The organism is Frankia sp. RB5, assembly GCF_059816245.1.
Genome location: NZ_JCBATA010000012.1, coordinates 76,914 through 103,193, shown reverse-complemented (window position 1 = coordinate 103,193; position 26,280 = coordinate 76,914). Strand labels below are relative to the sequence as shown.

Below are 26,280 nucleotides of genomic sequence, written 5' to 3'. Positions count from 1 at the left end.
CAACCGATCAACCGCGAACACCGGCTGGGACGCCCCCGACAGGCATGCGCGACGGACTGCCAGGCCCGCGTGGCCCGGCGCGATCGGCGCAGGAAATCCTACCGGTTGCCAGTCCGCGGCCCGACGGAACCGCCCGAGCCGGACATGCTGGGCTCTAGAAGAGACCGGCGGCGGAGCTGGTGGGCAGCGGCCAGTCGGGGACGAGGGTCAGCTCGCCGAGCTCGTCGGGGCGCAGCTCGGGCAGGCGCACCGCGGCGTCGAGGAAACGGTCCTGTTCGTCGGTGGACACGACGCCCTCGGCGAGGCGGCGGAACTTCGCCACGTACTCGGGCCGCCCGAACGGCCGGGCGCCGAGCGGATGCGCGTCGGCGACGGCGATCTCGTCCTCGACGACCGAGCCGTCCGCCAGAGTCACGACGACCCTACCGCCAAAGGCCTTCTCGGCGGGGTCCGTCGCGTGGTAGCGCCGGGTCCACTCCGGATCCTCGACCGTGGTGATCTTCCGCCACAGCTCGACGGTGTCCGGCCGGGCGGCCCGCTCGGGGGTGTAGGAGCGCTCGTGATGCCAGTCCCGGTCCTGCAGGGCGACGGCGAGGATGTACGGGATCGAGTGGTCGAGGGTCTCCCGGCTCGCCGTCGGGTCGTACTTCTGCGGGTCGTTCGCCCCCGAGCCGATGACGTGGTGGGTGTGATGGCTGGTGTGCAGGACGATGGACCGCACGCTCGCCAGGGTGTCGCCGAGGCGCGGGCCGAGCCGGCGGGCCAGGTCGATGAGAGCCTGGCTCTGGTACTCGGCCGAATGCTCCTTGGTGTAGGTGTCGAGAATGCCCCGCTTGGGCTCGCTGGGGCCGGGCAGGCCGACGACGTACTGTGCCTGCGGGCCATCGAGCAGCCAGGCGATCACGCCGTCCTCGCCCTCGTAGATCGGCGACGGCGCGCCCTGGCCGCGCATCGCCCGGTCGACCGCCTCGACGGCGATCTTGCCGGCGAACGCGGGGGCGTACGCCTTCCAACTCGAGATCTCGCCCTTGCGGGACTGGCGGGTCGTCGTCGTGGTGTGCAGCGCCTGCCCGACCGCCTGGTAGATCGTCTCCGTCTGCAGGCCGAGCGCCGTCCCGATCCCGGCCGCGGCCGACGGCCCGAGATGCGCGATGTGGTCGATCCTGTGCTTGTGCAGGGAGATCGCCCGGACCAGGGCCACCTGGATCTCGTAGCCGGTCGCGATGCCGCGCAGCAGCTCGCGCCCCCCGAGCCCGGTGTGCTGGGCGGCCGCGAGGATCGGCGGGATGTTGTCGCCGGGATGGGAGTACTCGGCGGCGAGGAACGTGTCGTGGAAGTCCAGCTCACGCACCGCGACACCATTGGCCCAGGCCGCCCACTCGGGCGAGACCCGGGTCGCGGGCGGCAGGCCGAACACCGTGGCGCCGGGCCGGCCGGACGGCGGCGCGTGCCGCGTCGCCTGCTCCCGTGCCGCCGTGACCGGCCCTCGGGCCAGCGACGCGGCCGCCACGGCGGCGTTGTCGATCACGCGGTTGACGACCATCGCGGCCACCTCGTCGGTGACCTCCACCGGATCCGCCGCGACCGCCGCGATCTTCCAGGCGAGCTGCTCCTCCCGGACGAAGCGCTCCTCACTGCGGTAGACACGCACCTTGTGCTCAGCCATGCGGGCTCACCTCGCGACAGCCAGGACGCGGGCAAGATCGACCTGGCTCATCGCGCCGCCTTCCCGCAGCCGCCGCCGCGCGCCGGCGAACATCTTGTCCACGAGGTCCGACGCTACCTCCCCGCGGAGATCCACCCCATTGACAGAATTGGCAGATCCGGCGTTCCGCTGGAGAGTCCTGACTCCCGACGCCGGCCGCCGCCCGGTGCGTCTGACGAGGGCGGGTCACCGCGGGGAGATGACGGAATCCGCGGGCCTTCCCGCCCGATCCGCGCGGCGCAGTCCGCCGGCCCGGCCACGGGAGGTGGTGCCGGCCCACGCTGACGGGCGGGCGCGAAAACTGGTTTGCCGGCCGCGGCCGAGCATGGCAGGGTGATCGGGTTCGTGTTGCCGTCCCGAGGAGTTGCCGGTGCTCCGCTGAGGTGCCCCGCCAGGGCGTGACCCGCCACGGTCGCGTCGCCGGTACCACCTCGGAGGACACGTATGTCCACGCAACTCTCCCTGGACGCTGTCAGCAAGTCGTATGACCACCGCCCCGTGCTGGTGGCCGCCTCCTGTGCGCTGCCCACCGGTGGTTGCACCGGGGTGATCGGCGAGAACGGATCCGGCAAGAGCACGGTGCTGCGGATGCTCGCCGGGCGGGAGACGCCCGACGAGGGTCGGGTGATCGTCCAGGCCGACGGGGGTGTCGGCCACCTCGCCCAGGAGGCGCCGATGCCGGCGGGCTGGACGGTGGGCGACGCCATCAATGACGCGCTGGCCGACCTGCGCGCGATCGAGTTCAGGCTGCGCGTGCTGGAAGCCGTGATGGCCGGCGCCGCCGCGCCGGACGCCCCTGGCGGGCCCGACGCGCAGCAGGCCGCGCTCGCCGAGTACGGCACCCTGCTGACCACCTTCGACCTGCGCGGCGGCTATGACGCCGATGCCCGCGTCGAACGGGTCCTGCACGGCGTCGGGCTGCGCGGGCTGGAGCGCGAGCGGCCGGTGGGGACGCTCTCCGGCGGTCAGCAGGCCCGGCTGCGCCTGGCCTGCGTGCTCAGTGCCGGGCGGGAGGTACTGCTGCTCGACGAGCCGACGAACCACCTCGACGACGAGGCGCTGACCTGGCTCGCGACGCACCTGCGCACGCGCGGCGGCACGACCGTCGTCGTCTCCCACGACCGCGTCTTCCTCGACCAGACGGTCGACACCCTCGTCGAGGTCGACGCCGAGCGGCACACCCTGTCCCGCTACGGCGACGGCTACGCCGGCTATCTCGCCGCGCGCCGGGCCGCCCGTGCCCGCCAGGCCCAGACGTACGCCACCTGGCAGGCCGATGTCGACCGTCAACGGGAAGCCGTCGCCGTCACATCACGCCGGGTGTCACACCGCGCGCCGACCGACCGCAACAAGATGTCCTACGGCCTCGCCGGCGACCGGGTCCAGCAGGCGGTCGCGAGCCGCGTGCGCAACGCCGAGGAGCGCCTGCGCCGCCTGCTCGACGCCCCCGTCCCGCCCCCGCCCGCACCCCTGCGCTTCACCCTGCCGACCCAGCACGCCCACCCGGCCCACCACGGCCTGCCGGGCCGGCACGGCCACCCGACCCAGTACGGCCCGCCGGGCCAACGTCCGAGAACAGCGGCCGGCGCCGGGCCGTCGCCGTCCACCGCCGCGGCGAACGCGCCGGCATCCGGGACCCTGGTGCAGGCCGTCGGCGTGACGGTCGCCGGGCGGCTGGCACCGACCGACCTCACCGTCGGCGCCGGCGAGCGGGTGCTCGTCGACGGGGCCAACGGCGCGGGCAAGACCACCCTGCTGCGGCTGCTGGCCGGGGAGCTGCGCCCCGACGAGGGCCAGCTCACCCGGCGGGGCACGATCGGCTATCTCCCCCAGCAGGTCGCCCACGCCCGCCCGGACGACACGTTGCTCGCCGCGTTCGCCCGTGGCCGGGCCGGCGGTCCGGCCGAGCACGCCCAGGCGCTGCTCGCCTTTGGCCTGTTCACGCCCGACCAGCTCGCGGTGCCGGTCGCGCGGGCGTCCGCCGGCCAGCGCCAGCGGCTCGCCCTCGCCCAGGTGCTGCGCGATCCCGTCGACGTCCTGCTCCTCGACGAGCCCACCAACCATCTGTCCCTCGCCCTCGTCGACGAACTGGAGTCCGCGCTCGACGCCTACCCCGGCGCGATCGTCCTCGTCAGCCACGACCGCTGGATCCGGCGCCGATGGCACGGAGCCCGCCTGTCGCTGAGCACGCCCACGACGACAAGCACGCCCACGACGACAAGCACGCCCACGACGACAAGCACGCCCACGACGACGAGCATGCCTGCGACGACGAGCATGCCTGCGACGACGAGCATGCCTGCGACGATGGGGCCGCCCGCGACGACGCCTTCGGACGCCTCGGCCTACCGGAGCTGATCTCCAGCATCCACCCGGTGGCCGCCGGCGGGTAGGCACCGCGACCCGCGCTGCACGCTACGTTTCCCGGTCAGTCGATCGTGCTCGGGACGACGGCACCGGCGTGCTCGAGGCGGGCGATCTCGTCGGCGGTGTGGCCGAGCTCGGCGAGCAGGGCGTGGTTGTTCTCGCCGCGCACGCAGGGCACGCCAAGCCGGCTCGGCGTCTCGGAGAAGGTGACGCACGGTGCCGCCCTGACCAGGTCACCGAACAGCGGATGCGCGTAGACGGTGGTCAGGCCGGCGTCGCGCAGCCTGGCGTCGAAGCTGGTCACGATGGCATGCCCGCGCAGGTCCGCCTCCACGCAGCCGACGCCGGCCGCCACCAGGGCGCGCTCCCACTCGGCGGCCGGGCGCTCGGCGAAACGCTCGGCGAGCAGGGCGGCGAGCACGTCGTCGTGCTCGGCGCGGGCGGTCGCGGTGGCGAAGCGCGCGTCGTCGTCCGGCGCGGGCAGGCCGAGCTCGGCGAACAGCGCGCGCAGTTCCGGTTCGGACCGCACGACCAGGCAGACGTAGGAGCCGGCGGCGGCCGGGTAGCAGCGGCCCAGCGCGCAGGTACCCCACGCCTCCTCGTCGACGATCGGGGCGGGAGGCTTGTCGGCGTAGGTACAGAAGTCGTCGCTGTAGGCGAAGGCGTTCGCGGCGATCATCGAGGTGTTCAGGCGCTGGCCGATGCCGGTGCGCCGCTGGTGGTAGATACCCAGCGCGAGGGCGGCGAGCAGGGAGAGGGCGGCGTTGGAGTCGCCGTCGACGACCTGCCCGAGGCGCGGGATGACGATGGCCTGCAGCTCGATGACGGACATGTCGAGGCTGCGGGACGGCTCGGTCCAGTGCCCGACCTGCCGGCCGAAGCTGCCGCCGACGGCCTGCGCGGCCTGCGCGTACAGCGCCCGATGGGCGTAGGGGCCCTCGGTGCCGTAGCCGGCGGCGTGGACGTAGAGCAGCCGGGGGTTCAGCGCGCGCAGCTCCTTCTCGCCGAGGCCGAGACGCTCGGCGACGCCGCTGCGGAAGCCGGTGACGAACACGTCGGCGGTCGCGATGAGGCGGTGCGCGACGCGACGGCCCTCCTCGCTGCGCAGGTTCACCGACAGACTTTCCTTGCCCGCCGTGGTCTTCGCCGTGGCGACCTCGGGGCCGAAGGACATCCGGTGCGGGTCACCTGCGCCGTCCTCGATCTTGATGACGCGGGCGCCGAGCTCGGCCAGCATCACCGTCGCGTAGGGCATGGCGTAGAAGTAGCCGAACTCGACGATGGTCGTACCCGCGAACGGCGGCGCCTGTGGGTTGGCATCAGGCCCACCCGCGCCACCGTCCCCGTCACCACCGTACCCGTCACCACCAGCCGCGACGCCCCCACCAGCCGCGGCGGTGACGCCAGCCGGGACCGCCCCGCCGGCCGGCATGGGAGAGGTGGCCGGGGCTGCCGGCTCGGCCTCGGCGTTGTCGTCGGGGGCCCAGGCGGCGGGTTCGCCGAGGGCGGGGGCGGACCGGCGCGGGTCCATCGGCGTCGCGGAGAAGTGCCCGATCGGGCCGACCTCGCGCACCGGACCGAGCCACGGGTCGTCGATGGTGATGACGTCGCCGTTGTGCACGATCTGCGGATGGTCCAGGCCCTGCTCCGGCGTGCGTGACACCTCGAAGGCGATGTCGGGGCTCGCGAGCAGACGGGGCATCCAGTGCTCGAGGTCGCGGGACCGGAAGGCCGCCAGCAGCAGGTCCTCCCACTCCTGGGCGATCTCGGCGGTGGCGAAGGTCGGCATGCCCGCGAACCGGGCGTCGGCCTCGACGATGTCGAGGATCCCCGCGGCCTCGCACAGCGCCCGCGCCTGGTGGCCCAGCATCGTCGAGGTCTGGATGAAGCGGCTGTCCTTCGTGGCGACCAGCACGCCGTAGCGACTCGCCGAGATCGCCGACCGGGCATCCCCCGACGGCTTCTCGCCCCGCTTGGCCGTCAGCTGCACGACCGTGGCGACGAAGTAGTCGAGCGGGTCCAGGCCGGCGAACAGCGTCGCGTCGACGCGCTGTCCCCGCCCGGTCCGCTCGCGCACGAGCAGCGCGCCGAGCACGCCGGCCACCGACTGCATCGCCGCACCGAAACTGGGCCAGGCGACCGGGTACATCTGCGGTCCGTCGCGGAACCCGAACGCTCCGCGCGACCACAGGCCGAGCTTGGCGGCGACCAGCTCGTCGCGTCCCTTCACCCGCGCGTAGGGGCCGGTGCGTCCGAAGGCGGTGATCGAGCAGTGCACGAGACGGGCGTTGAGCGCGCGCAGGTCCCCTGCGCCGACCCCCCAGCCGTCCGCGCGCCCCGGCGCCAGAGCCTCGATGACGACGTCGGCGCTCGCCGCGAGCCGGCGTAACCGCTCGCGGCCGTCGCGTTCACGCAGGTCGGCGACGACGCTGTCCTTGCCCCGGTTCCACACGAGGAACCCGCTGGGATTGCGGCCGCGCAGCGTGTCGCCGGCGGGTGGCTCGACCTTCACGAGGCGCGCCCCGGCGTCCGCGAGCACCATTCCCGCGATCGAGGCGGCGACGCTCCCCGATCCCACCTCGACGACGGTCAGTCCCGCGCAGATCCCGGACATGGGGTCACATCCCTCCGTCGTCCGTCCCGCCGGGAGCTGCGCGTCGCGCACAGGCACGAAGGTGGCGCCCGCGTGGCCCGGCCGGGCGGGCGGCGGCACCCCGTCGTGCCGTCCCACCCTCGCGGACCGCCGCCACCTGCCCCTCTGGAGGAACGGCCGTCATCACCATCACAAGAATCGTGTTGATGTTTATACATCGTGAGCTACGCCACTTCCACTACCTGATGCCAGGCCACCTGGGGCGGGCCGACGCGGGGGTGTGGGCGGGCCGCCGGCGTGCCCGCGCCGTCAGCGTTCGATGCGGCGGAACTGGCTGGCGTGGAAGACGAGGGGGCTGATGTCGTGGTCCGCGTCCAGGTCGTGAACGCGCAGCACGACGATGTCGTGATCGCCCGCGCGGACCTGCTGGTCGACGCTCGTCTCCAGCCAGCCGCTGGCGCCGTCGAGCAGCACCGCGCCGTCGTCGGTGGCACGCCAGCTCAGCTCGGCGAAGCGGTCGACGGACCGGCCGGCGAGCTGGCGGCCGTGGCGCTCCTGCTCGGCGGACAGGATGCTCAACCCCAGCCGCGGCGCCCCCGCCAGCACCGGCCAGGTGCCGGAGGTGTGCGCGACACACACCGACACCAGCGGCGGATCCAGCGAGACGGACGTGAACGAGCTCACCACCAGCCCGACCGGGGCTCCGTCGACCACGGCGGCCACCGCGGCCACCCCGGATGGGAACGCCCCGAACACGTGCCGGAGCCGGCGGGGATCAAAGACCTGCGGCGGACTCACCATGCGCTGCACTCCACTGTGATCGACGAGACGAGCGGCGGACTCTCAGGCGGGTGTCAGACGGGGCTCTCAGACGGGGGGCTGTCAGAGGCGGGGCTGTCAGGCGGGCTCAGTGCGCTCCGGCGGCCACCGCGGCGTCGAAGCCGGGGGCGAGCGCCCCCGGGTGCTGCTCCTGCAGGGTGCCGCGGCGCCCGGTGGCCTCGCGGTGCGCGATCTCCTGGCGGACAAGCGGCAGGATGTACCGCCCGTAGTCGACCGCGTCGGCCAGGGTGTCGTAGCCGCGGATCGAGACCAGGCTCGCGCCCTGGTCGACGTAGTCGAGGATTGCGGCGGCCACCGTCTCCGGGCTGCCGACCAGCGCGGTCGAGGCGCCGAGCCCCCCGGTCGCGGCCGCCGTGCGGGTCCACAGGGCCCGGTCGTAGACCTCGCCCCTCGCGGCGAAGTCGAGGGCCCGCTGCGAGCCGACGTTCTGCGGACCGCCCGGGCCGACGAACCGGCGCGCGCCGCCGGCCTGATAGGTCCGCTCGATGCGGGTGACGTACTCGTACGCCTTGCGCCAGGCCAGCTCGTCCGTCCGGGCGATGATCGGCCGGAAGGTCACCCAGATGCGCGGCCGTTCGGCCCGGCCGGCGGCGTCCGCGAGCGCGTTCACCCGGTCGATCTCGCCGCGCAGGTCCGCCAGGGGCTCACCCCAGAAGCTGAAGATGTCCGCCTTGGCCCCGCCGACCTCGAAGGCCGCGTCGGACTGGCCGCCGATCGAGATCGGGATGGTCGCGCCGTAGGGCGCGAAGCCCGGACCGAACTCGTCGAAGCGGTAGAACTCGCCGTCATGGCTGAACGGCGCGGTCTCGGTCCAGGCCCGGCGCAGCAGGTCGATGAACTCCGCGGTGCGCGCGTAGCGGCGGTCCTTGGGCAGGTAGTCGCCCTGGCGGGCCTGCTCGACGTCGCTGCCGCCGGAGATGAGGTGCACCACCGCGCGTCCCTCGGTGAGCTGGTCGAGGGTGGCGAGCTGCTGCGCGGCCACGAGCGGGAAGGCGGTGTTCGGCCGCAGCGCGACGATGGGGCGCAGCCGCTCGGTGAGCTGCCCGACCGCGGAGGCGACGACGAACGAGTCCGCGCTGTTCGACCCGTACGGCAGCAGCGTGTAGTCGAAGCCGGCCTCCTCCAGCGACCGCACGTAGGTCCGGAAGTACGCCAGATCGATGCCTCGGGTGGACACCGGGTTGAGCTCGGTCGAGGGGTTCAGGTGGGACAGGCTGATGAACTCGACCGTCGGCGACGCGGTCGCGGGAATCGCGGCGGTCGCGGGGATGGCGGCGGTCGCGGGGATGGCGGCGGGATCGGACATGGCTGATCCTTTCGGTCCGGTGGACGCCCGGCGGCGGTAGGCGGGTGGCGGCACGACGGCGCCGGCCGAGGCGGCCGGGGGCGCGGGCGCGGGAGCGGGATGAGGCACGCACTGCGGGGCGCGCCCGGCGCGTGGGGGGCGGCCGGCTCGATCAGCGAGGACGACAGCAGGCGGAGGCGATGATCCCGTAGTCGAGGAACCGCCGGCGGGTGAGCGCCCATCGTGGGCGCCGACCCTCCGCCCGATTCCCAAGCATGTCCATCAGGATGAGCGGGATTCTCCCTCCCGTCCAACGCGAATCCACGATCACACCGATAAGAATCAACGATCAGTCAACGAGCCGGACTCCGTGATCATCTCTGGCGTCAGCGTCGACCAGAAAGCCGACGATCAGGCGGACTTCCCGTGGCGGGGAAGAGCGCGCAGAGGACAGCGGCACCGTGTCGCGAGCGCCGCGCGCCGCGTCCGGTTTGTCACCCTGTTCGCGACACGGGCCGCTGCGACAATGCCATCACGCTGCCACGACCAGCCGCGCGACAACGACCGCGAAGGTCACGACGCGGGACGCGACCCGGAAAGGGAGGACATGACCCATTTTCCGCAGGTGGAGGCGCTCAGCACGCCCCGGCTGCTGCTGCGCCGGTGGCGGCCCGAGGACGAGGCCGCCATCGCGGAGATGAACCGCGACCCGCAGGTCGCGCGCTACCTCAACCGCCCCGTCGATCCCGCCACCGTCGAGGCGTTCCTCGGCCGCATGGTCCAACACTGGCAGGAGCACGGTTACGGGCCCTGGATTCTGGAGTCCCACGAGCCCGACCATGCTGGAGAGGTCCTCGGCTTCGCCGGGTTGGCACACGTCCCACCGTTCCTGGCGGCGGCCGGCTCACGCCCGGAACTCGGCTGGCGGCTGTGCCGGGCGGCCTGGGGACGGGGCCTGGCCACCGAGGCCGCGCGGGCCGCCCGCGACGACGCGTTCGAGCGCCTCGGCCTGCCGGACCTCATCTCCGTGATCCACCCGGAGAACGCCCGCTCCCAGCGCGTCGCCGGCAAGCTCGGCCTGCGTCCCACCCGCCGGATCCACAACCCGCTGCTCGACCGCGAGGTCGACGTCTGGACTCAGTCCGCGACCGACCTGCGAGCCTGATTCCCGCGAGCGGGCGTACGCGGTGCGCGGGATGACGGCGCCGATCGCCGGCGCATTGGTGATCGCCGGACGACGTCCTCGGCGGTGCTCGCCGGGGTCAGCGTTCGAGGCGGCGGAACTGGCTGGCGTGGAAGACGAGCGGGCTCACGTCGTGGTCGGCGTCCAGGTCGTGGACACGCAGCACGACGATGTCATGGTCGCCGGCGCGGACCTGCTGGTCGACACTGGTCTCCAGCCAGCCGCTGGCACCGTCGAGCAGGATGGCGCCGTCCGCGGTCGCGCGCCAGCGCAGCTCGGCGAAACGGTCCGCGGCCCGGCCGGAGAGCTGGCGGCCGGCCCGCTCCTGCTCGGCGGACAGGATGCTCAGACCGAGCCGCGGCGCGCGGGCCAGCACCGGCCAGGTGCCGGAGGTGTGCGCGACGCACAGCGAGACCAGCGGCGGGTCCAGGGACACGGAGGTGAACGAACTCACCACCAGGCCGACGGGAGCGTCGTCGACGAGCGCGGCGACCGCGGCCACCCCGGAGGGGAAGACGCCGAAGACGTTGCGCAGCCGGCGGGGATCGAAGACCCGCGGCGGACTCACCATGCGCTGGACTCCACTGTGATCGACGGGACGAGCGGCGGGGCGGCGCGCAGCGCCTCCAGGAAGCCGACGACCTCGGCGGCCACCGAACGGTGCTGCAGATCGTTGAGGACGTCGCGATGCCCGCCGCGTACGACGGCGAGGCGCGCGACGGGCAGGGACTTGGCCAGCCGGCGAAGCGCGTCGCGGTCGGCGAGCGGATCGGTGTCGCCGGTGAGCAGCAGCGCCGGCACGGGGGCCGTGCTGCCGTAGGCGAGGTCGAGCAGCGTGTCGGGCAGCGCGTCGGCGAGCATGCCGGGCCGCGTCGCCGGATCGTCGGCGAGCGTCTCGCGGTGCACCGGGCAGTGGGTGCGGGCGTCGAGTTCCTGCGCCCAGTCGTCGGCCGCGAGCCGCGAGCCGTGGCCGGGCAGCCCGGCGAGGACGACGGCGTCGGGCCACCAGGCGGCGTCCGGCGGTGCCGTCGCCACCAGCGCGGCGAGCGCGGCGGCCCCGCTGTCCGCGCCGACCAGCACAAGCGGGCGCGCCGGGCCGTCGCCGATGCCGGTGACCGCGGCGGACAGCGCGTCCGCGAGCGGGCCGAGGATCCCCGCCGGGCCCGACCCCGGCGTACCCGACAGGGTCTGGGCCGGGAGGGCCGGCGGGGCGGGCAGAACGCGGACGCGGTAGGCGTCGGCGGCGAGGCGGGCGCCCAGCCGGCGGTAGGTCGCGGCGCTCTCGCCGCGCCCGGGTACGACGACGACGGTGCCGCGTTCGCGCAGGCCCTGCGGGGGTGGGAAGTCCAGCGGCGCGGAGGTGGAGATGGTGGACGCGGGCGCGGCGGCGGTGGACGGCGCGGCGGCGGACGGGGTCGTCAGGGGGGCGGTCATCGGCGGTCAGACTCCTGCCGGTTCTCGATCGGCGGTGGCGGGCGCGGGGGTGGGATCCGCGGCGGGGCGCCAGCCCAGGGCGGGCGCCACCTCGGTGGCGATGAGCTCCAGGGCCCGGATCGCCGCGTCGTGGTCGACGATCGCGGGATTGAACTGGGTGATCAGGTCGGTGGCCACCGGCAGCACCCGCTCCCGCCGCAGTCCCTCGACGATCTCGTCCGGATGCCCGTGGAAGGCATGGAAGCGGCGCAGCGCCTCGTCCAGGTCGATGCCCGCCGGGAAGGCGCCGCGCTCGGCGAAGCGCCGTGCCGCGGTCAGCACGCCGGGGCCGATCTGGGCGAGCGCCGCGTCCCGGTCGGCGGCGGGGAAGACGAACCGCGACAGGCCGATGCGGGGGCGGCGCGGCTGCTCCCAGGCGGCGAGGTAGGCGTCGGCCCAGGGGCGCTGCACCTCGTCGGTCGGTTCGTCGTAGCCGTAGGCGGCCCGGTTGAGCAGCAGGTTCGAGCCGGCGGCGGCGGCATGGCCGGCGCCGGGCGCGCTGAACACGCCCTGCCAGATCCGGTCGGTGAAGTCGCCGGCCGGCGGCTGGATGGTGAATCCGGGCGCGCCGACCTCCTCGCCGGCGAGCGCCGCGCGCAGGATCGCGAGGCCCTCGCTGGTCAGCTCACGCCGGCGGGTGACGTCACGGCCGAAGACGGCGTACTCGACGTCGCTCGCGCCGCTGCCGACACCGATCTCGACCCGTCCGCCGCTGAGCGTGTCGACGACGGAGACGTCCTCGGCGAGGCGCACCGGGTTCTCCAACGGCAGGATCGTGATCGCGGTCGCGAGCTGGATCCGCCGGGTGCGCGCGGCGGCGTGGGCGAGGAACGTCCACGGCGAGGGCACCCCGCCGCCGGCGAGCGGCACGTGGTGTTGCGCGACCCAGCCGACGTCGAAACCGAGCTCGTCGGCCACGACGAACAGCTCCTGCGCGTCGCGGTAGGTGGCGGCCGGGTCCCCGTGCCCCTCGACGTGGGTGAGGAAGCCGAGCCGGAACCGCGGCCGGTCACCGTCGGCCGCGGGGGCGGTGGCGGTGCCGGGGGCCGTCATCGGGCGGCGCTTTCGCGGGCGAGGGTGTGGCGGTTGGCGGGAACCAGCAGGCCGAGGTTGGCGCGCAGGGTGTCGCCGGCGTACTCGGTGCGGAACACGCCGCGCTTCTGCAGCAGCGGGACGACGTCGGCGGCGAAGCGCTCCAGGTCCTCGTGGGTGCGAAAGCGCAGGTTGTAGCCGTCCGCGGCGCCGGCGGCGAACCAGTGCTCCAGGGCGTCCGCGACGGTGTCCGGGGCACCGGTGAACGGTGACGGCGTGTACTCGCTGACCGTCTCGACGACCTGGCGCAGCGTGAGGTTCTCGTCCCGGGCCTGCCGGACGATCTCCAGGCCGCGGGTGCGGCCGCTGCGCTCGGCCAGGTGGGCGACGTCGGGGAACGGCGCGTCGAGGTCGTACGGGGTGAAGTCGTGGGAGCCGAAGCTGCGGCCGAGGAAGCCGAGCTTGCGGTCGAAGTCATTGTCGGCCTCGAAGATGTCCCGGGACAGCCGGTGGGCCGCCTTGTCGGTGGACGCCACCACCGGGCCGGCGCCCACGAGGATCACCACGTGGTCGGGATCGCGGCCGAGCGCCGCGGCGCGGTCCTTGATGTCGCGGTAGTACGCCTGCGACTCCGCCAGCGTGCCGCCGGGGGCGTAGATGCCCTCGGCGACCCGGGCGGCGAGGGTACGGCCCTCCTCGGACACCCCGGCCTGGAAGATCACCGGCTGGCCCTGCGGGGAGCGGGCCAGGTTGAGCGGGCCGGCGACGCGGAAGTGCTCGCCGGCGTGGTCGAGCGCGTGCAGCTTCGACGGGTCGAGGAAGACACCCCGGTCGACGTCCGCGGGGAACGCGTCGTCCTCGTAGCTGTCCCACAGCCCGCGCACGACGTCGACGGCCTCCTCGGCCCGCCCGTAACGGGTCGGGTAGTCGAGGTGCTCGTCGAGGCCGTAGTTGCGCGAGGTGCCGGTGTCGAAGCTGGTGACGACGTTCCAGCCGGCCCGCCCGTGGCTGATGTGGTCGAGGGAGGCGAAGCGGCGGGCGAGGTTGAACGGCGAGTTGTACGTCGAGCTCGCCGTGCCGACCAGGCCGATCGAGCGGGTGTGGGTGGCCACGGCCGACAGGAGGGTCAGCGGTTCGAGCCGGTTGAGGTAGTGCGCCGGGTAGGAGGCGTTGATGAACTGGCTGTCGACGATGAAGTAGGCGTCGAACAGCGCCGCCTCCGCCGTCTGCGCCTGCCGGATGTAGTAGTCGATGTCGACGCTGGCGTTCTTCGGAACGCGCTGGTCCTTCCACAGCCCGTGCTGGCCGGGACCGCCGACGCCGTAGGCGCTCAGCGCGAGATGCAGGGTGCGGGGCATGAGGAGGCTCCCCTCGGACGGGCGACGACGGACGGGCGGTGACGGACGGGCGGTGACGGACGGGCGGTGACGGACGGGCGGTGACGGACGGGCGGTGACGGTCAGGTGCGCAGCAGGGCGCGCAGCTCCTCCCGGCGGGCCCGGGCGGCGGCGGCCGAGCGCAGCGTCGGCGCGGAGCCGACGAGCAGGCGGGTATAGGGATGGCGCGGCGTGTTCACGACGTCGCGCGCGGCGCCGACCTCGACGAACCGGCCCTGGTAGAGCACGGCGATCCGGTCGGCGATGCCGGCCACGGAGCCGAGGTCGTGCGAGATGAACAGCAGCGCGACGCCGGAGTCGCGCAGCCCCTTGAGGATCTCCAGCACGCCCACCCGGTTGGCCGAGTCGAGCGCGCTCACCGGCTCGTCCAGAATGATCAGACCAGGCTCGGCGACGAGGGCGCGGGCCACGGCGACGCGCTGGCGCTGCCCGCCGGACAGCTCCCCCGGCAGCCGCGGCAGCAGATCCTCGTCGAGGCGCACCCGGCCGAGGTAGGCACGGGCGCGCTCGACGGCCTCGGGGCGCCGCATCCCGCGCACGAGCAGCGGCTCGACCAGCGAGTCCTCGATCGTCAGGTCCGGGTCGAGGCTGCGCAGCGGATCCTGGAACACGTACTGCACCACCCCCCGGCGGCGCAGCGCCTGCCACTGCCGGGGTTTGTGCCGGGCGACGTCCTCGCCGTCGATGAGGATCCGCCCGCGCCCGGCGCGCACGAGGCCGAGCACGGTACGCGCGAACGTCGACTTGCCGGAGCCGGTCTCGCCGATGATGCCCACGGTCTCCCCGCGGGCCACCGACAGGGACACCCCGTCGAGCACCGACTGACGCCGCCGCCCCGCTCCGTAGTGCACCGCCAGGTCCTCGACCGCCAGAATCGGCCGGTCCCCCGCTCGCTGCTGGTCGTCAGCGGACACCGTCGAACTCCCTGTCCCTCGCGGGTGCGCCGGCGCGACCGCCGTCCGCGTCCGCCTCCGCACCGGTGCCGGCGTCGGCGTCGGCGTCGGCGTCGGCGTCGGCGTCGGCGTCGGCGTCGGCGTCGAGAAAGCGTTCGAGGCCGTACTGCTCGTGCTCGTCGATGAGCATCCGGGTGTAGGCGTGGCGTGGCTGGTAGAGCACCTGCTCGGTCGGTCCCTGCTCGACGACCTCGCCGTCGCGCAGCACGAGCACCTCGTCGCAGACCTGTGCGACGACGGCCAGGTCGTGCGAGACGACCACCAGTGCGAGTCCGGTGCGTTCCCGCAGGTCGGCCAGCAGGTCCAGGACCTCGGCCTGCACCGTCACGTCGAGCGCGGTGGTCGCCTCGTCGGCGATGAGCACTCGCGGGCCGGCGGCGATCGCGGCGGCGATCAGCACCCGCTGCAGCATGCCGCCGGACAGCTCGTGGGGGTACTGGCCGTAGACGAGCTCCGGATCGCGCAGCCGCACGGCGGCCAGCAGCTCGACCGCCCGCGCCCGCGCCGCCCGCCGCCGCAGCCCGGCCTTGACCCGCACGACCTCGGCGATCTGAGCGCCGACCCGCAGGGACGGGTTGAGATACGACCCGGGGTCCTGGAACACCGCGCTGATCGTCGAGCCGCGCAGCGCGGTCCACCGGGCCGGTGTGAGCCCCGCGATGTCCTCCCCGGCGATCTCGATCGTCCCGCCGGAGACGGTGAAGTGCTCGGGCAGGATGCCCAGCGCCGCGCGGCAGGTCAGCGTCTTGCCGCTGCCGGACTCCCCCACGATGCCGACCGCCTGGCCGGGCCGCAGCTCGAACGTGACGCCGTGGACGATCTCGCGGTCGCCGACATTGTCGCGGATCCGCACGTCCCGCACCGCCAGCACGACCTCGTCGGCCGGTCGGGGACGGGGCGTCGGTGTCGCTGTCGGTGGGTCGCCGACGTCGGTCGCCGCGACCAGATCACGATCGGCCTGGGTCGTCGTCACGGGGTCGCACCTCCAGCGGAGATCGGTTCGGTGGTGGCCGTGGCCCGCACCGCGCGAGCCCGGCGGTTGTTGAGCAGCGCCCGGCCGGCCTCGCCGGACACGTCGCGGATCGCGTCCGCGAGCAGGTTGCTGGCCCACACCGTCACGATGATCAGCACCGCCGGTGCGATCGGTGCCCAGGGCTGGTAGGACAGGTAGCCGAGGTCGGAGGCGAGCAGGCCGCCCCACGTCGGCGCGGGCGGCTGCACGCCGATGCCGAGGAAGGTCAGGCTGGACACGACGACGAAGCCGATGCCGACCGTGTAGGCGAGCGCCACCATGACCGGCGGCAGCACCTTGCCCCACACGTGCCGGCGCACCACCCAGCCGACCGACGCGCCGGAGATCAGCGCCGACTCGACGTACTGCGACTGCGCCACCGTCAGGGTCGCCGCCCGGGTCACCCGGTAGAACAGCGGCGAGAGGAGCACGCCGACGGTGAGCATCGCCTGGGTGATGCCGTTGCCGAGCAGCGAGGTCACGGCGACGGCGAACACCAGGAACGGCAGCGCGAGCAGCGTGTCGGCGACCCGCAGCGTCACCCACTCGAAGACCCGCCCGAGGTAGACCGACAGCAGCCCCGGCACCACCCCGACGGCGAGGCCGACCAGGGCCACCTCGACCGAGCCGACGACGGAGGTCCGGGAGCCCTCGAGCAGCCGGCTGAAGACGTCCCGGCCCAGGTTGTCCGTGCCCAGCCAGTGCGAGCCGGACGGACCGGCGAGCGTGCGCGGGCTCGTCGCCAGCGGGTCGTGCGGAGCGACGAGTGGGCCGAGGATCGCCAGCAGCGCGACGACGAAGAGGATCGCGACCGCGAGGCGGCCGGAGACGAGGCCGAGTACCCGGCGCACGGTGCCCATGTCAGACCCCCCGCCGCGACGCCGGGGTCACCCGGGCGAGCACCACGTTGACGATCAGGTTGAACGCGACGACCAGCACGATCGACACGACCAGCACTCCCTGCACGGCCGGCACGTCCCCGGCCTGCGCCGAGTCGTTGGCGAACCGGCCGAACCCCTGCAGACCGAAGATCCACTCGGTGATGACCGAGTTGCCGACGATGATCGGGAAGCGGAAACCGAGGGTGGCCAGAGCCGGGCCGGCCCCGTTACGCAGCACGTGCCGCAGGAAGATCCGCCGTGGGCTGAGCCCGCGCACGATCGCCCCGGTCACGTAGTTCTCCCGGTAGGCGGCGACCAGGCCGGTGCGCAGCTGCCGGGCGACGTCGGCGATCACGTCGAAGCTCAGCGCCAGCGCCGGCAGGGTGAGATGCCCGAGCCAGGGGCCGAAGCCGGCGCTGGTCGGCACGTAGCCGCCGGCCGGGAACCAGCCGAGCCCGACGGCGAACACCGTCACCAGCACGATGCCGACGACGAACGGCGGCGTGACCCCCATGACCGTCGTGAACGCGGTGATCGTCCGGTCGATCCAGCTCGTGCGCCGCACCGCCGCGAGCGTCCCGAGCGCGGCCCCGACGACGAGGCCGATGAGCAGCGCGTACAGCGAGATCGACAGGCTCACGGCCAGACCGTTGGAGATCAGGTCGGAGATCGTCGCCCCGTTGGCCCAGCTCCGGCCGAGCTGGCCGTGCAGAATCCCGCTGAACCAGCTCCAGTACTGGGCGAGGAACGGCCGGTCCAGGCCCCAGGACGCCTCGACCCGGTGGACCGCCTCCGGGGTGGCGCTCTCGCCGAGCTGGATGTGCGCCGGGCTCAGGCCGCTGAGTGACCGCAGCGAGAAGGTGATGAAGGTCGCCACCACGAACACCGGGACGACGATCGCGATCGAGCGGGCCAGGGCGGCGAGGACGCGTCCGGCCGCCCGCCGCGCCCCGATCGCGGCGACCCGGCCGGACCGGACGGGCCCGGCAGGCCCGGCGGGCCCGACGGCCGCGACCGGCGGATCAGCCGTGCTCACCGCCATGGCGTGCCTCCTGTGTGCTGGATACGGGTGTGTGACAGGTGCGGGACCGTGCTGGGGTGCGGGACCGAGCCGGGATCGGAGCGGGCCCGCACCGCGCCGGGTCGGGACGGTGGGCGGCTGGCCGCCAGGGGTGGGTGGGCCGCCCGCGGGGGCGGCGGGCGGCCCACCCGGGAGGAGGGATCAGGAGCCGCCGATGGTCACGCCGGTCCAGTCGATGTGACCGGGGTTGGCGGGCAGCGCGGAGATCGCCTTGTTCTTGGCGAACAGGTTCGGCTGCTCGAAGGTGAACACCAGCGCCTTGCTCTGCAGCCCGGCCCGGGTCGCCTCCCGCAGGACCTGCGCGTAGTTCGGCGCGTCGAGCGGGGTCTCGCGGACCTTGGCGATCGCGGCCTCGAACCCGGCCGGCTCGTACGGCGAGCTGAGGTTCAGCGGGCCGTTCGGGCCGAAGTGGGCGGTCAGCGTCTGGGCGGCCGAGTCGCGTCCGGTGGTGCCGTAGAGCGTGATCGGTAGGTCCTTGGCGAAGAACGGCGTGGTCCAGTTCTTGTCGATCTTGATGGTGAGGTCGATACCGACGGCCTTGAGCTGGGACTGCACGATCTCCGCGGTCGAGGAGTAGGCGGCGCTACTGGCGATGACCAGGTCCAGCTTGATCTGCCCGGGCTGGTAGCCGGCCTCGGCCAGCAGCTGCTTCGCCTTCGCCGGGTCGTACGGGTACAGGTTCGCCGAGGCGGGGTCGTAGGCGACGTAGCCCTGCGGGAACGGCTGGTTGGTCGGGTGCCCGTAGCCGAACGTCAGCTTGTCGACGAACTCCTGCCGGTTCGTCGCGTAGCGGACCGCGTCGACGACCTTGGGGTTGGTGAACGGCGCCTTGTTGATGTTGAGGCTGATGTTGTTGGCGTTGAAACCCGGCTGGACGAAGACGTCGAGACCGGCGCCCTTCGCGGCCTTGGCCTGGCTCGGCGGGATGTCGGCGAAGTTGTAGACGCCGGTCTGCAGGCCCGAGACGATCGTCGTCGGGTCCGACGCCGAGGTCAGCTCGACCTTGTCGATGTGGATGTTCGCGGCGTCCCAGTAGTTCGGGTTCTTCGTCAGGACGGCCTTCGTGCCCGGGATGAGCTGGGTGACGACGAACGGCCCGGCGCCGATCGGCTTCTGGTCGAGCGCGGCCGGGTCGGCCGCGGCCTTCGGGCTCGCGACCTGCAGGACACGCTCGCCGAGCAGCAACGGGATCTGGTGGTCGACCTGGCTGAGCTGGAGAACGACGTCCCGCGCCCCGCTGGCGGTCACCGTCTTGATAGACGTCAGGTCGCCGAACAGGGCGGAGTCCTTCTGCGTCTTGGCCCGCTCGATCGCCGCCTTGACCGCCGCCGCGTCGAGCGGGGTGCCGTCGCTGAAACGCAGGTTCGGCCGCAGATGGAAGGTGACCTGGTCGCCGGCCGCGTTGTAGGTCCAGCTCTCGGCCAGGTCCGGGGCGACATTACCCTTGGCGTCCGTGCGGGTCAGCGACGCGTAGACGAGGGCCAGCTGGCGGAACTGGGCGCCGGAGCCCGAGACCACCGGGTCCCAGTGCGTCGGGAAGTAGGAGGACGCCCACTTCAGCGTCGCCGAGCCGCCCGCGCTGGTGGAGGCTCCGGAGCCGCCTGAACCGGCGCAGGCGCCGAGCACGAGGGCCGCGAGAAGCAGAAGGGTCCCGGACAGGGCGCCGCGCCGGGAACGGCGGGCGAAGCGCAGCGGTCGCGCGGAGGTCATCGTCTGTCTTTCTGGTCGGTTCGGACGTTCGTCGTGCGGTCTGTCGGGTGGAACGGGGTGGGGGTCAGGCCACGGGGACGGGCGCCGCGGCCGGCGCGCCTTGCGCTGGTGCCGTCGCGGCGGCTTCGGCTTCCCGAAGGGCGGTGTGGCGGTTGGCGGGGATCGGCAGGCCGAGGTTGCCGCGCAGGGTGGTGGACTCGTACTCGCTGCGCACGACGCCGCGCTCACGCAGGATCGGCAGCACCCGGTCGGTGAACTGGGCGAACTCGCTCGGCACGTTCACGGTGATGTTGATGCCGTCGAAGGCGCCGGCCTCGAACCAGCGCTGGATGGCGTCGGCGACCGTGCGCGGCGAGCCGACGAACGGCGAGCGGAACTGCTCGAGCTGATGCTCGACCACCTGGCGCAGGGTGAGGTCGTTGTCCCGGGCCACCTTCTTGATGGACTCGGCCTGGGTGCGGAAGCTCAGCGCGCCGGCGTCGCCGACCTCGGGGAAGGGGGCGTCGAGGTCGTACTGGGTGAAGTCGTGCCAGCCGAAGGGCCGGCCAAGCTCGGCCAGCGCCTTGTCGAAGCTCTTGGTGCCGCGGATCGCCGCGTCCTTCGCCCGGGCCTCCTCGTCCGTGTCAGCGATGATCACCGAGATGCCGGGGACGATGAGCAGGTGCTCGGGGTCGCGGCCCTTGGCGGCCGCGCGGGCGCGCAGCTCGCGGCGGAACGCCTGCGCCCGCTCCAGGGTCGGCGCGTGCGTGAAGATCGCGTCGGCGATGCTCGCGCCGAGGTCACGGCCCTCCTCGGAGTCGCCGGCCTGGAAGATGACCGGCTGCCCCTGCGGGGTGCGCTCGAGGTTCAGCGGGCCGACGACGGAGAAGTACTCGCCGGAGTGGTCGAGCCGGTGCTGCCGGGCGCGGTCGAAGAACACCCCGCGGTCCTTGTCCCGGGGGAAGGCGCCCGCCTCGTAGGAGTCCCACAGGCCCCGCGCGACGGCGACGTGCTCGTGGGCACGGCCGTAGCGGGTCGCGTAGTCGTAGTGCTCGTCGCGGCTGTAGTTGCCGGCGGTGCCGCCGTCACCGCTGGTCACGACGTTCCAGCCGGCGCGCCCGCCGCTGATGTGGTCGAGCGAGGCGAGCCGGCGGGCGACGTTGAACGGCTCGTTGTACGAGGTGGTGATCGTGCCGACCAGGCCGATGTGGCTGGTGTGCACGGCGATCGCGCTCAGCAGCGTCAGCGGTTCGAGCCGGCTCAGGTAGTGGTGCGGCGAGTCCGGGGTGATGAACTGGCTGTCGACGATGAACACGTGGTCGAACTTCGCCGCCTCCGCCTGCTGCGCGCGGGCGATGTACCAGCGGACGTCGACGCTGGCGTTGCCCGGGATCTCCGGGTTCAGCCAGGTGTTGTGCTGGCCTGGCCCACCGACGCCGAGGAGCACGGCGCCCAGCTTGAGAGTGCGAGCGGACATGGGAGGACCTTCCTGGAGCAGGCGGCGACGCTGGCGGACCGGTTCCGGGCGCGCGACGGTGCGTCGCCGGACGAGGGCGTCAGGGTTTGAGAGGAGAGGACGGGGTGAGGCGCGGGTCGCTCAGGAGGCGACGGCCGCGCGGCGGCCCGAGTGGCCGGGCGCGGCGAACAGCCCGATGATCCCTGTGCGACCGATCAGGTCAGCAACAGAGGGTGGCCTGGCCGCGGGCGAAGTCCAGCCAGCGACAACACGTGAGCAGCACGGCGGTCGACTGGGTCATGGCGCTCAGCATGCGGCCGAACCGAACGAAAGTCCAACGACGCTTCGTGATGGCGAATCATCACGTCTCGTGATGCATTGTCGAGTAGTCTGGTGAACATGGGCCGTACGTTGGACATCGCCCCGCTGCGCAGCCTCGTGGCGGTGGCGGACTGCGGCGGGTTCCAGCGTGCCGCGACATCGCTGCACCTCAGCCAGGCCGCGGTCAGCCAGCACGTGCGCCGGCTGGAGGCGGCCACCGGCCGGGCGCTCGTCGAGCGGCAGGGACGTGGCTCTCGTCTCACCCCCGACGGCGAGACGCTGCTCGCCCAGGCGCGGCGGCTGCTCGCCATCCACGACGAGACGCTGCGTGACTTCGGCGTCGCCGCCGACAAGACGATCGTCATCGGCTCCACCGAGCACGCGGCCGCGCAGCTTCTGCCGCCACTGGCCGCCGCACTGGAGCGGTCGCTGCCCGAGCACCAGATCCGCTTCCGGCTCGATCGCGGCACGAAGCTGCGCGAGCGCCTCGACGCCGGCGGCGTCGACCTCGCGCTGCTGCTCGGCCCGGCCGCCGACCCGCGCGCCACCCCCGTCGGCGACCTGGACCTGCACTGGTACGCCGCCACGATGTGGCAGCGGCCGCCCGGCACCAGTCCCATTCCGCTGGTCGCCTTCGACCATCCCTGCGCGCTGCGCACCCGCGCGCTCGAGACGCTGTCGTCGCACGGCCTGCCCGCCGTCATCGGCGCGGAGGCGATCCAGCTCGCCGGCGTCCAGGCCGCCGTCGGCGCCGGGCTGGGGGTGGCGCTGATGGCCACGCTGCGCCAGACTCCGGACGGGCTCGTCCCCCGCGACGACCTGCCCGCCCCCCGGCCGCTGCCACTCGCCGTCTGGGCCCGCCAGGGCCTGGCCGAGACGATCACCTGGCAGGTGGCCGACGCGCTGCGCACGCTGCTGGCCGAGTGGTCGTCGACCGACGCCGGCGGCCTCCATCTCGCCAAGGGAGCCTGAGTCTCGATGCCCGCCGTCCACGTCCCCGCCGGCAGCTCCGACGGGGAGTTCGTCCGCTCCCCCGCCGGCGTCCTGCTGCCCGCCGACATCGACCCGTTTCACCGCCGGCTGCACCGGGTCGCCCCCGCCGGCCTCGTCGGCGACACCACGCAGACGAGCGGCATGCGCCGCCGCGAGGCGATCAGCGGCAAGACGGTCGGTGCCCGCAACCTGTGGATGGGCCAGACCCACGTCCCCGCGTCGACGTCGTCCGGCAACCATCACCACGGCGCCTCCGAGACGGCGATCTACGTCGTCACCGGCCATCCCGTCTTCGTCTTCCTCGACGTCGACGGCGACGAGCCCGTCGAGACCCGCATCGAGACGGCGCCGGGCGACTACGTCTTCGTCCCGCCCTACGTCCCGCACCGCGAGGAGAACCCCGACCCCTCCGACGAGGCCGTCGTCGTCATCGCCCGCACCACCCAGGAGGCGATCGTCGTCAACCTCGACGGCCTCGACTGGTCCGACGTCCGCACCGACGACCCCGGCACCCCCTCCCCCACCTGCTGACCACCCCCAGGTCGCGGCCAGGTCCCATCTCGAGCGCGCCTGACCCGAAGCCCGGCGAGGCGAAGACGATGATCGTTGATCAGCTGCCGACGGGTAGGATGCCCTCAGCGCAACTACCGCCGCCACCTGGGGAGCGTGACCATGGGTCGCCGTTTCAACACGGCCGGCCCGTGTGTGCCGTCCGACCATTACATGGTCCCGGCCTTGTCCCGGTTGCCGGAGGCGCCCGGGCTGGTCGAGCAGAAGGCGTACTTCGTCGTCCACGCCCCACGGCAGACCGGCAAGACGACGGCGCTGCGCGCGCTCGCGCACGAGTTGACCGCCAGGGGGCGGTTCGCCGCGTTGCACGTCTCCTGTGAGGCCGCCGAGTCCGCCGGTGACGACTACTCCGCCGCGCAGCAGTCCATTCTCCAGGTCATCCAGCGCCGCGCCCGTCTGTCGCTGCCGGCGGAACTACGCCCGCCCGGGTGGCCGAGCGCCGCGCCGATCGCGCTGCTCGGCGAGGCGTTGACGGCCTGGGCCGAAAGCTGCCCGCGCCCGCTGGTCCTGTTCTTCGACGAGATAGACGCGGTACGCGGGGAAAGTCTGGTGAACGTGCTGCGGCAGCTGCGCGAGGGGTTCGACACCCGGCCGGCGCACTTTCCGCTGGCAGTCGTGCTGTGCGGTCTGCGTGACGTCCGTGAGTACAAGACCATGGCCGGCGGCGATTCCTCGCGTCTCGGCACGTCGAGCCCGTTCAACATCAAGCTGGAATCGCTGCGGCTGGGAGACTTCACACCAGGCGAGGTCACCGAGCTTTACCGCCAGCACACCGCCGAGACCGGCCAGCGTTTCGCCCCCGGCGCCGTCGAGCGTGCCTTCACACTCACCGGCGGCCAGCCCTGGCTCGTCAACGCTCTCGCCCGTGAGGTTGTCGAGAAACTCGTGGTACCCCCGGAGGAATGGATCACGGTCGAGCACCTGGAAGAAGCCAAGGAACGGCTCATCCTGGCCCGCGCGACCCATCTGGACTCGCTGGCGGCCAGGCTCGCCGAGCCCCGCGTCCAACGGGTCATCGAGCCCGTCCTGGCGGGCGCGCCCCTTACCCTGGACCCCTACGACGACGACGTCGCCTACGTTCGCGACCTCGGCCTGATCGCGCCGCAGCCGCCGGTACGCGTGGCCAACCCGATCTACCGCGAGGTCATCGCCCGCGTGCTGTCCTCCAGCATCCAGGAGTCCGTCACCGCCGACCCCCGCTCCTTCGTCCGCCCCGATGGCGGTTTCGACTTCCCCAGGGTCCTCGTCGAGTTCGCCGACTGGTGGATCGAGAACGGCGAGTTCCTCACCGCGTCCGGCTACTACAACGAAGCCGCTCCCCAACTCATCTTCATGGGCTATCTCCAGCGCGTCGTCAATGGCGGTGGCCTCATCGAACGCGAGTACGCCGTTGGCTCCGGCCGCATCGATCTCCACGTCCGCTGGACCTACACCCGCAACGGCCACCGCACGGTGCAACGTGAAGCCGTCGAGATCAAGACCTGGCGGGCCGGTCGCACCAACCCGCTGAACGCGGGCCTGACCCAGCTCGACCGCTACCTCGACCGCCTCCAGCTCGACACCGGCACCCTCGCGCTCTTCGACCAGCGCCCCAGCGCGCCCGCCATCGACGAACGCACCACGATCACCTCCACCACCAGCCCCGCCGGCCGCACCATCACCCTGCTCCACGGCTGACGTGAGGCCACCACGCGCCGCTGCGCACGCCGCCGCCCTGCGCGCAAACCGCCCCGCGGATCCGCGGATATCAGCTGCCAGGTCGGGCAGCCGGCCTGACCTTGATGACGAAGAGGCAGACGAGCAGCGCCGCCGCCATGAAGATGGTGCCGGCGATGAACGCGGTCGCGATGCCGTGCGCGAGTGCGTGCTGGGCCTGCCTGGTGGCGTCCAGGCCGGCGGCGGGATGGCTGCGCGCGTGCTGGAGCGCGGTCCCGAAGACCGTGACGAGGACGGCCACGCCGAGCGCCCCACCGCTGCGTTGCAGTGACTGCAGCAGTCCGGAGGCGGCGCCGGTATCGCGACGTGGCAGGCCGGCCATGATGACGGAGTTCAGCGGCATGAAGCACAGGCCGACCCCGACCCCGAACAGGATGGTCGGCCCGAGAATGCCGGTGAGATAGCTGCTGTCGGCCGTGAGCCGGGTCATCCAGATGCTGGAGCACAGGGCCAGCGCGACGCCGGTCGTCGAGATCCGCTTGGGCCCGAACTTCGGCAGTAGTTTCGGTGCGCTGCGCGCGGAGACGAACTGCGTCACCGCGAGTGGCAGGAAGGCCGCGCCGGCCTCGACCGTACCGAAGCCAAGGATGTCCTGGACGAACTGGGACAGGAAGAAGAAGGTCCCGGACAGGGAGCAGGCCATGAGCAGCATGTTGAGATAGGCGCCCGCCCGCGCGCGGTTGGCCAGCAGCCCGAGCGACATGATCGGCTGGGGCACCTTCGTCTCCATCAGGACGAACGCCACGAGCAGCGCGACACCCGCGACGAACGAGATCACGGTCCACCGGTCCGACCAGCCGTCCGACGCCGCGCGGATGAACCCGAACACGAGAGCCGCGGTGCCCACCGTGGAGGTGACCGCGCCCGGCAGGTCGAAGCGGACCGGGTGCCGCTCGGTCTCCAGCAGGTAGGAGCGGGCCAGGCCCACCGCGAGCAGGCCGATCGGCAGGTTGATGAAGAACACCAGCCGCCACGAGAGGGCCGCCAGCAGCCCACCGAGGATCAGACCGAGGGTGAGCCCCAGGCCGGCGACACTGGAGAAGCCGCCCAGCGCCCGATTGCGCTCCGGGCCCTCGCGGAAGTTGTTGATGATCAGGGACAGTGAGGCGGGCGCCGCCATGGCCGCGCCCACGCCCTGCAGGGAGCGCGCTACCAGGAGCACCGCAGCGCTCGGCGCGAGCCCACCCAGCAGCGAGGCCGCGGTGAACACGACCAGACCGGACATGAACATCCGACGCCGGCCGTAGACGTCACCGAACCTGCCGCCGAGCAGCAGCAGCCCGCCGGCGATCAACGTGTAGGAGTTGAGCACCCACGACAGCCCGATCGGCGAGAAGCCCAGGTCCTTCTGGATCTTCGGCAGGGCGATGTTGACGATGGTCGCGTCGAGCGTGACCATCAGCTGGCAGGCGACGATGATCGCGAGCGCGATCCTCAGCCGTCGGGCGCGGCCGGGATCCTCGGGGGCGGCGGCCTCGGGGGCGGCGGCCCCGGCCGGGGTCGACGCCCTGACGTCTTGGTCCTGGCTCATCCTCAACCTCGATCAGGACACGGGCCGGGGCACGGGCCCGGCCCGGGTGCGACACACGAGCGGTCGGCATGGTTCCGGATGCCCGGACCCGCGATCCGGGCCGCTTCGCGGGCCCCACGATACGGAAAGAAATTCCGTTTTACCACGAGGGTGCGCTGCCGCGGGTCGGCGCCGCCGACGCCCCCTGCCACTCCGGCCACTC

20 protein-coding genes are annotated in these 26,280 nt (G+C 72.9%); 5 read left to right on the top strand and 15 right to left on the bottom strand.

The features are described from left to right. Positions 1-154 precede the first annotated feature (154 nt). Positions 155-1,666 (bottom strand): MmgE/PrpD family protein, encoded by a 1,512-nt coding sequence (locus AC6EXY_RS08585; protein WP_101836470.1) that lies wholly within the window; start codon positions 1,664-1,666, stop codon positions 155-157. Positions 1,667-2,149: 483 nt separating this feature from the next. On the opposite strand from AC6EXY_RS08585, the gene AC6EXY_RS08580 reads away from it, so the two are divergent. Next, positions 2,150-4,063 carry an ABC-F family ATP-binding cassette domain-containing protein gene (locus tag AC6EXY_RS08580; RefSeq protein ID WP_499816486.1) on the top strand — a complete coding sequence of 638 codons (1,914 nt, stop codon included), beginning with the start codon at positions 2,150-2,152 and terminating at the stop codon, positions 4,061-4,063. Positions 4,064-4,133: 70 nt separating this feature from the next. On the opposite strand, the gene AC6EXY_RS08575 is transcribed toward AC6EXY_RS08580, so the two are convergent. From AC6EXY_RS08575 to AC6EXY_RS08565, 3 genes are all read right to left on the bottom strand, one after another. Further along, positions 4,134-6,686, bottom strand: a complete 2,553-nt coding sequence (locus tag AC6EXY_RS08575) for a CaiB/BaiF CoA-transferase family protein (protein WP_207770322.1) — start codon at positions 6,684-6,686, stop codon at positions 4,134-4,136. Between the two features lie 288 nt (positions 6,687-6,974). Continuing rightward, positions 6,975-7,466 carry a flavin reductase family protein gene (locus tag AC6EXY_RS08570; protein ID WP_101832186.1) on the bottom strand — a complete coding sequence of 164 codons (492 nt, stop codon included), beginning with the start codon at positions 7,464-7,466 and terminating at the stop codon, positions 6,975-6,977. Positions 7,467-7,572: 106 nt separating this feature from the next. After that, on the bottom strand, positions 7,573-8,811 hold the full coding sequence (locus AC6EXY_RS08565; RefSeq protein WP_101832185.1) for an LLM class flavin-dependent oxidoreductase: 1,239 nt from the start codon (positions 8,809-8,811) through the stop codon (positions 7,573-7,575). 586 nt (positions 8,812-9,397) lie between these two features. Here AC6EXY_RS08565 and AC6EXY_RS08560 point away from each other — a divergent pair. Further along, complete coding sequence (locus AC6EXY_RS08560; RefSeq protein WP_165818406.1) at positions 9,398-9,955, top strand: GNAT family N-acetyltransferase; 558 nt, start codon at positions 9,398-9,400, stop codon at positions 9,953-9,955. Positions 9,956-10,052: 97 nt separating this feature from the next. Here the strand turns inward: AC6EXY_RS08560 and AC6EXY_RS08555 are convergent, their stop codons facing one another. The 10 genes from AC6EXY_RS08555 to AC6EXY_RS08510 form a co-directional block, all read right to left on the bottom strand. Next, positions 10,053-10,544, bottom strand: a complete 492-nt coding sequence (locus AC6EXY_RS08555) for a flavin reductase family protein (RefSeq protein ID WP_101832183.1) — start codon at positions 10,542-10,544, stop codon at positions 10,053-10,055. Then, positions 10,538-11,407: an alpha/beta hydrolase gene (locus tag AC6EXY_RS08550; protein WP_499816485.1), complete on the bottom strand. Its 870-nt coding sequence runs from the start codon at positions 11,405-11,407 to the stop codon at positions 10,538-10,540. Before AC6EXY_RS08550 ends, AC6EXY_RS08555 begins: the two co-directional genes overlap by 7 nt. Before the next feature lie 6 nt (positions 11,408-11,413). Continuing rightward, complete coding sequence (locus tag AC6EXY_RS08545) at positions 11,414-12,499, bottom strand: LLM class flavin-dependent oxidoreductase (RefSeq protein WP_499816484.1); 1,086 nt, start codon at positions 12,497-12,499, stop codon at positions 11,414-11,416. Then, a complete protein-coding gene (locus AC6EXY_RS08540) occupies positions 12,496-13,836 on the bottom strand; it encodes an NtaA/DmoA family FMN-dependent monooxygenase (RefSeq protein WP_499816483.1) in 1,341 nt (446 codons plus the stop codon). Before AC6EXY_RS08540 ends, AC6EXY_RS08545 begins: the two co-directional genes overlap by 4 nt. A gap of 101 nt (positions 13,837-13,937) precedes the next feature. Next, positions 13,938-14,789, bottom strand: coding sequence for an ABC transporter ATP-binding protein (locus tag AC6EXY_RS08535; protein ID WP_101832534.1), 852 nt, complete (start codon positions 14,787-14,789; stop codon positions 13,938-13,940). Beyond that, on the bottom strand, positions 14,779-15,801 hold the full coding sequence (locus AC6EXY_RS08530) for an ABC transporter ATP-binding protein (RefSeq protein WP_499816482.1): 1,023 nt from the start codon (positions 15,799-15,801) through the stop codon (positions 14,779-14,781). The genes AC6EXY_RS08535 and AC6EXY_RS08530 overlap by 11 nt, the downstream gene beginning before the upstream one ends. Continuing rightward, the gene (locus AC6EXY_RS08525) at positions 15,798-16,700 is read right to left on the bottom strand and encodes an ABC transporter permease (protein WP_101832533.1); all 903 of its coding nucleotides are present in this window, start codon (positions 16,698-16,700) and stop codon (positions 15,798-15,800) included. Before AC6EXY_RS08525 ends, AC6EXY_RS08530 begins: the two co-directional genes overlap by 4 nt. Before the next feature lies 1 nt (position 16,701). Continuing rightward, the gene (locus AC6EXY_RS08520) at positions 16,702-17,763 is read right to left on the bottom strand and encodes an ABC transporter permease (protein WP_101832532.1); all 1,062 of its coding nucleotides are present in this window, start codon (positions 17,761-17,763) and stop codon (positions 16,702-16,704) included. Between the two features lie 180 nt (positions 17,764-17,943). After that, a complete protein-coding gene (locus AC6EXY_RS08515) occupies positions 17,944-19,512 on the bottom strand; it encodes an ABC transporter substrate-binding protein (RefSeq protein ID WP_499816481.1) in 1,569 nt (522 codons plus the stop codon). 64 nt (positions 19,513-19,576) lie between these two features. Next, the gene (locus AC6EXY_RS08510; protein ID WP_499816480.1) at positions 19,577-20,968 is read right to left on the bottom strand and encodes an NtaA/DmoA family FMN-dependent monooxygenase; all 1,392 of its coding nucleotides are present in this window, start codon (positions 20,966-20,968) and stop codon (positions 19,577-19,579) included. 378 nt (positions 20,969-21,346) lie between these two features. On the opposite strand from AC6EXY_RS08510, the gene AC6EXY_RS08505 reads away from it, so the two are divergent. From AC6EXY_RS08505 to AC6EXY_RS08495, 3 genes are all read left to right on the top strand, one after another. Beyond that, positions 21,347-22,240 (top strand): LysR family transcriptional regulator, encoded by an 894-nt coding sequence (locus AC6EXY_RS08505; protein WP_101834875.1) that lies wholly within the window; start codon positions 21,347-21,349, stop codon positions 22,238-22,240. Positions 22,241-22,246: 6 nt separating this feature from the next. After that, a complete protein-coding gene (locus AC6EXY_RS08500) occupies positions 22,247-22,792 on the top strand; it encodes a cupin domain-containing protein (RefSeq protein WP_101834873.1) in 546 nt (181 codons plus the stop codon). A 204-nt stretch (positions 22,793-22,996) separates the two neighbouring features. Further along, on the top strand, positions 22,997-24,508 hold the full coding sequence (locus tag AC6EXY_RS08495; protein WP_499816479.1) for an AAA family ATPase: 1,512 nt from the start codon (positions 22,997-22,999) through the stop codon (positions 24,506-24,508). A gap of 70 nt (positions 24,509-24,578) precedes the next feature. Here AC6EXY_RS08495 and AC6EXY_RS08490 read toward each other — a convergent pair whose 3' ends face one another. Continuing rightward, complete coding sequence (locus tag AC6EXY_RS08490) at positions 24,579-26,078, bottom strand: MFS transporter (protein ID WP_499816478.1); 1,500 nt, start codon at positions 26,076-26,078, stop codon at positions 24,579-24,581. Positions 26,079-26,280: the final 202 nt, after the last annotated feature.

What these genes read in the sequence shown, in the direction of transcription:
- AC6EXY_RS08505 (WP_101834875.1), top strand. Translation starts at nt 21,347, where the DNA reads ATGGGCCGTACGTTGGACATCGCCCCGCTGCGCAGCCTCGTGGCGGTG.
- AC6EXY_RS08545 (WP_499816484.1), bottom strand. Translation starts at nt 12,499, where the DNA reads ATGACGGCCCCCGGCACCGCCACCGCCCCCGCGGCCGACGGTGACCGG.
- AC6EXY_RS08560 (WP_165818406.1), top strand. Translation starts at nt 9,398, where the DNA reads ATGACCCATTTTCCGCAGGTGGAGGCGCTCAGCACGCCCCGGCTGCTG.
- AC6EXY_RS08580 (WP_499816486.1), top strand. Translation starts at nt 2,150, where the DNA reads ATGTCCACGCAACTCTCCCTGGACGCTGTCAGCAAGTCGTATGACCAC.
- AC6EXY_RS08520 (WP_101832532.1), bottom strand. Translation starts at nt 17,763, where the DNA reads ATGGCGGTGAGCACGGCTGATCCGCCGGTCGCGGCCGTCGGGCCCGCC.
- AC6EXY_RS08550 (WP_499816485.1), bottom strand. Translation starts at nt 11,407, where the DNA reads ATGACCGCCCCCCTGACGACCCCGTCCGCCGCCGCGCCGTCCACCGCC.
- AC6EXY_RS08565 (WP_101832185.1), bottom strand. Translation starts at nt 8,811, where the DNA reads ATGTCCGATCCCGCCGCCATCCCCGCGACCGCCGCCATCCCCGCGACC.
- AC6EXY_RS08570 (WP_101832186.1), bottom strand. Translation starts at nt 7,466, where the DNA reads ATGGTGAGTCCGCCGCAGGTCTTTGATCCCCGCCGGCTCCGGCACGTG.
- AC6EXY_RS08575 (WP_207770322.1), bottom strand. Translation starts at nt 6,686, where the DNA reads ATGTCCGGGATCTGCGCGGGACTGACCGTCGTCGAGGTGGGATCGGGG.
- AC6EXY_RS08490 (WP_499816478.1), bottom strand. Translation starts at nt 26,078, where the DNA reads ATGAGCCAGGACCAAGACGTCAGGGCGTCGACCCCGGCCGGGGCCGCC.
- AC6EXY_RS08510 (WP_499816480.1), bottom strand. Translation starts at nt 20,968, where the DNA reads ATGTCCGCTCGCACTCTCAAGCTGGGCGCCGTGCTCCTCGGCGTCGGT.
- AC6EXY_RS08525 (WP_101832533.1), bottom strand. Translation starts at nt 16,700, where the DNA reads ATGGGCACCGTGCGCCGGGTACTCGGCCTCGTCTCCGGCCGCCTCGCG.
- AC6EXY_RS08500 (WP_101834873.1), top strand. Translation starts at nt 22,247, where the DNA reads ATGCCCGCCGTCCACGTCCCCGCCGGCAGCTCCGACGGGGAGTTCGTC.
- AC6EXY_RS08555 (WP_101832183.1), bottom strand. Translation starts at nt 10,544, where the DNA reads ATGGTGAGTCCGCCGCGGGTCTTCGATCCCCGCCGGCTGCGCAACGTC.
- AC6EXY_RS08540 (WP_499816483.1), bottom strand. Translation starts at nt 13,836, where the DNA reads ATGCCCCGCACCCTGCATCTCGCGCTGAGCGCCTACGGCGTCGGCGGT.
- AC6EXY_RS08585 (WP_101836470.1), bottom strand. Translation starts at nt 1,666, where the DNA reads ATGGCTGAGCACAAGGTGCGTGTCTACCGCAGTGAGGAGCGCTTCGTC.
- AC6EXY_RS08515 (WP_499816481.1), bottom strand. Translation starts at nt 19,512, where the DNA reads ATGACCTCCGCGCGACCGCTGCGCTTCGCCCGCCGTTCCCGGCGCGGC.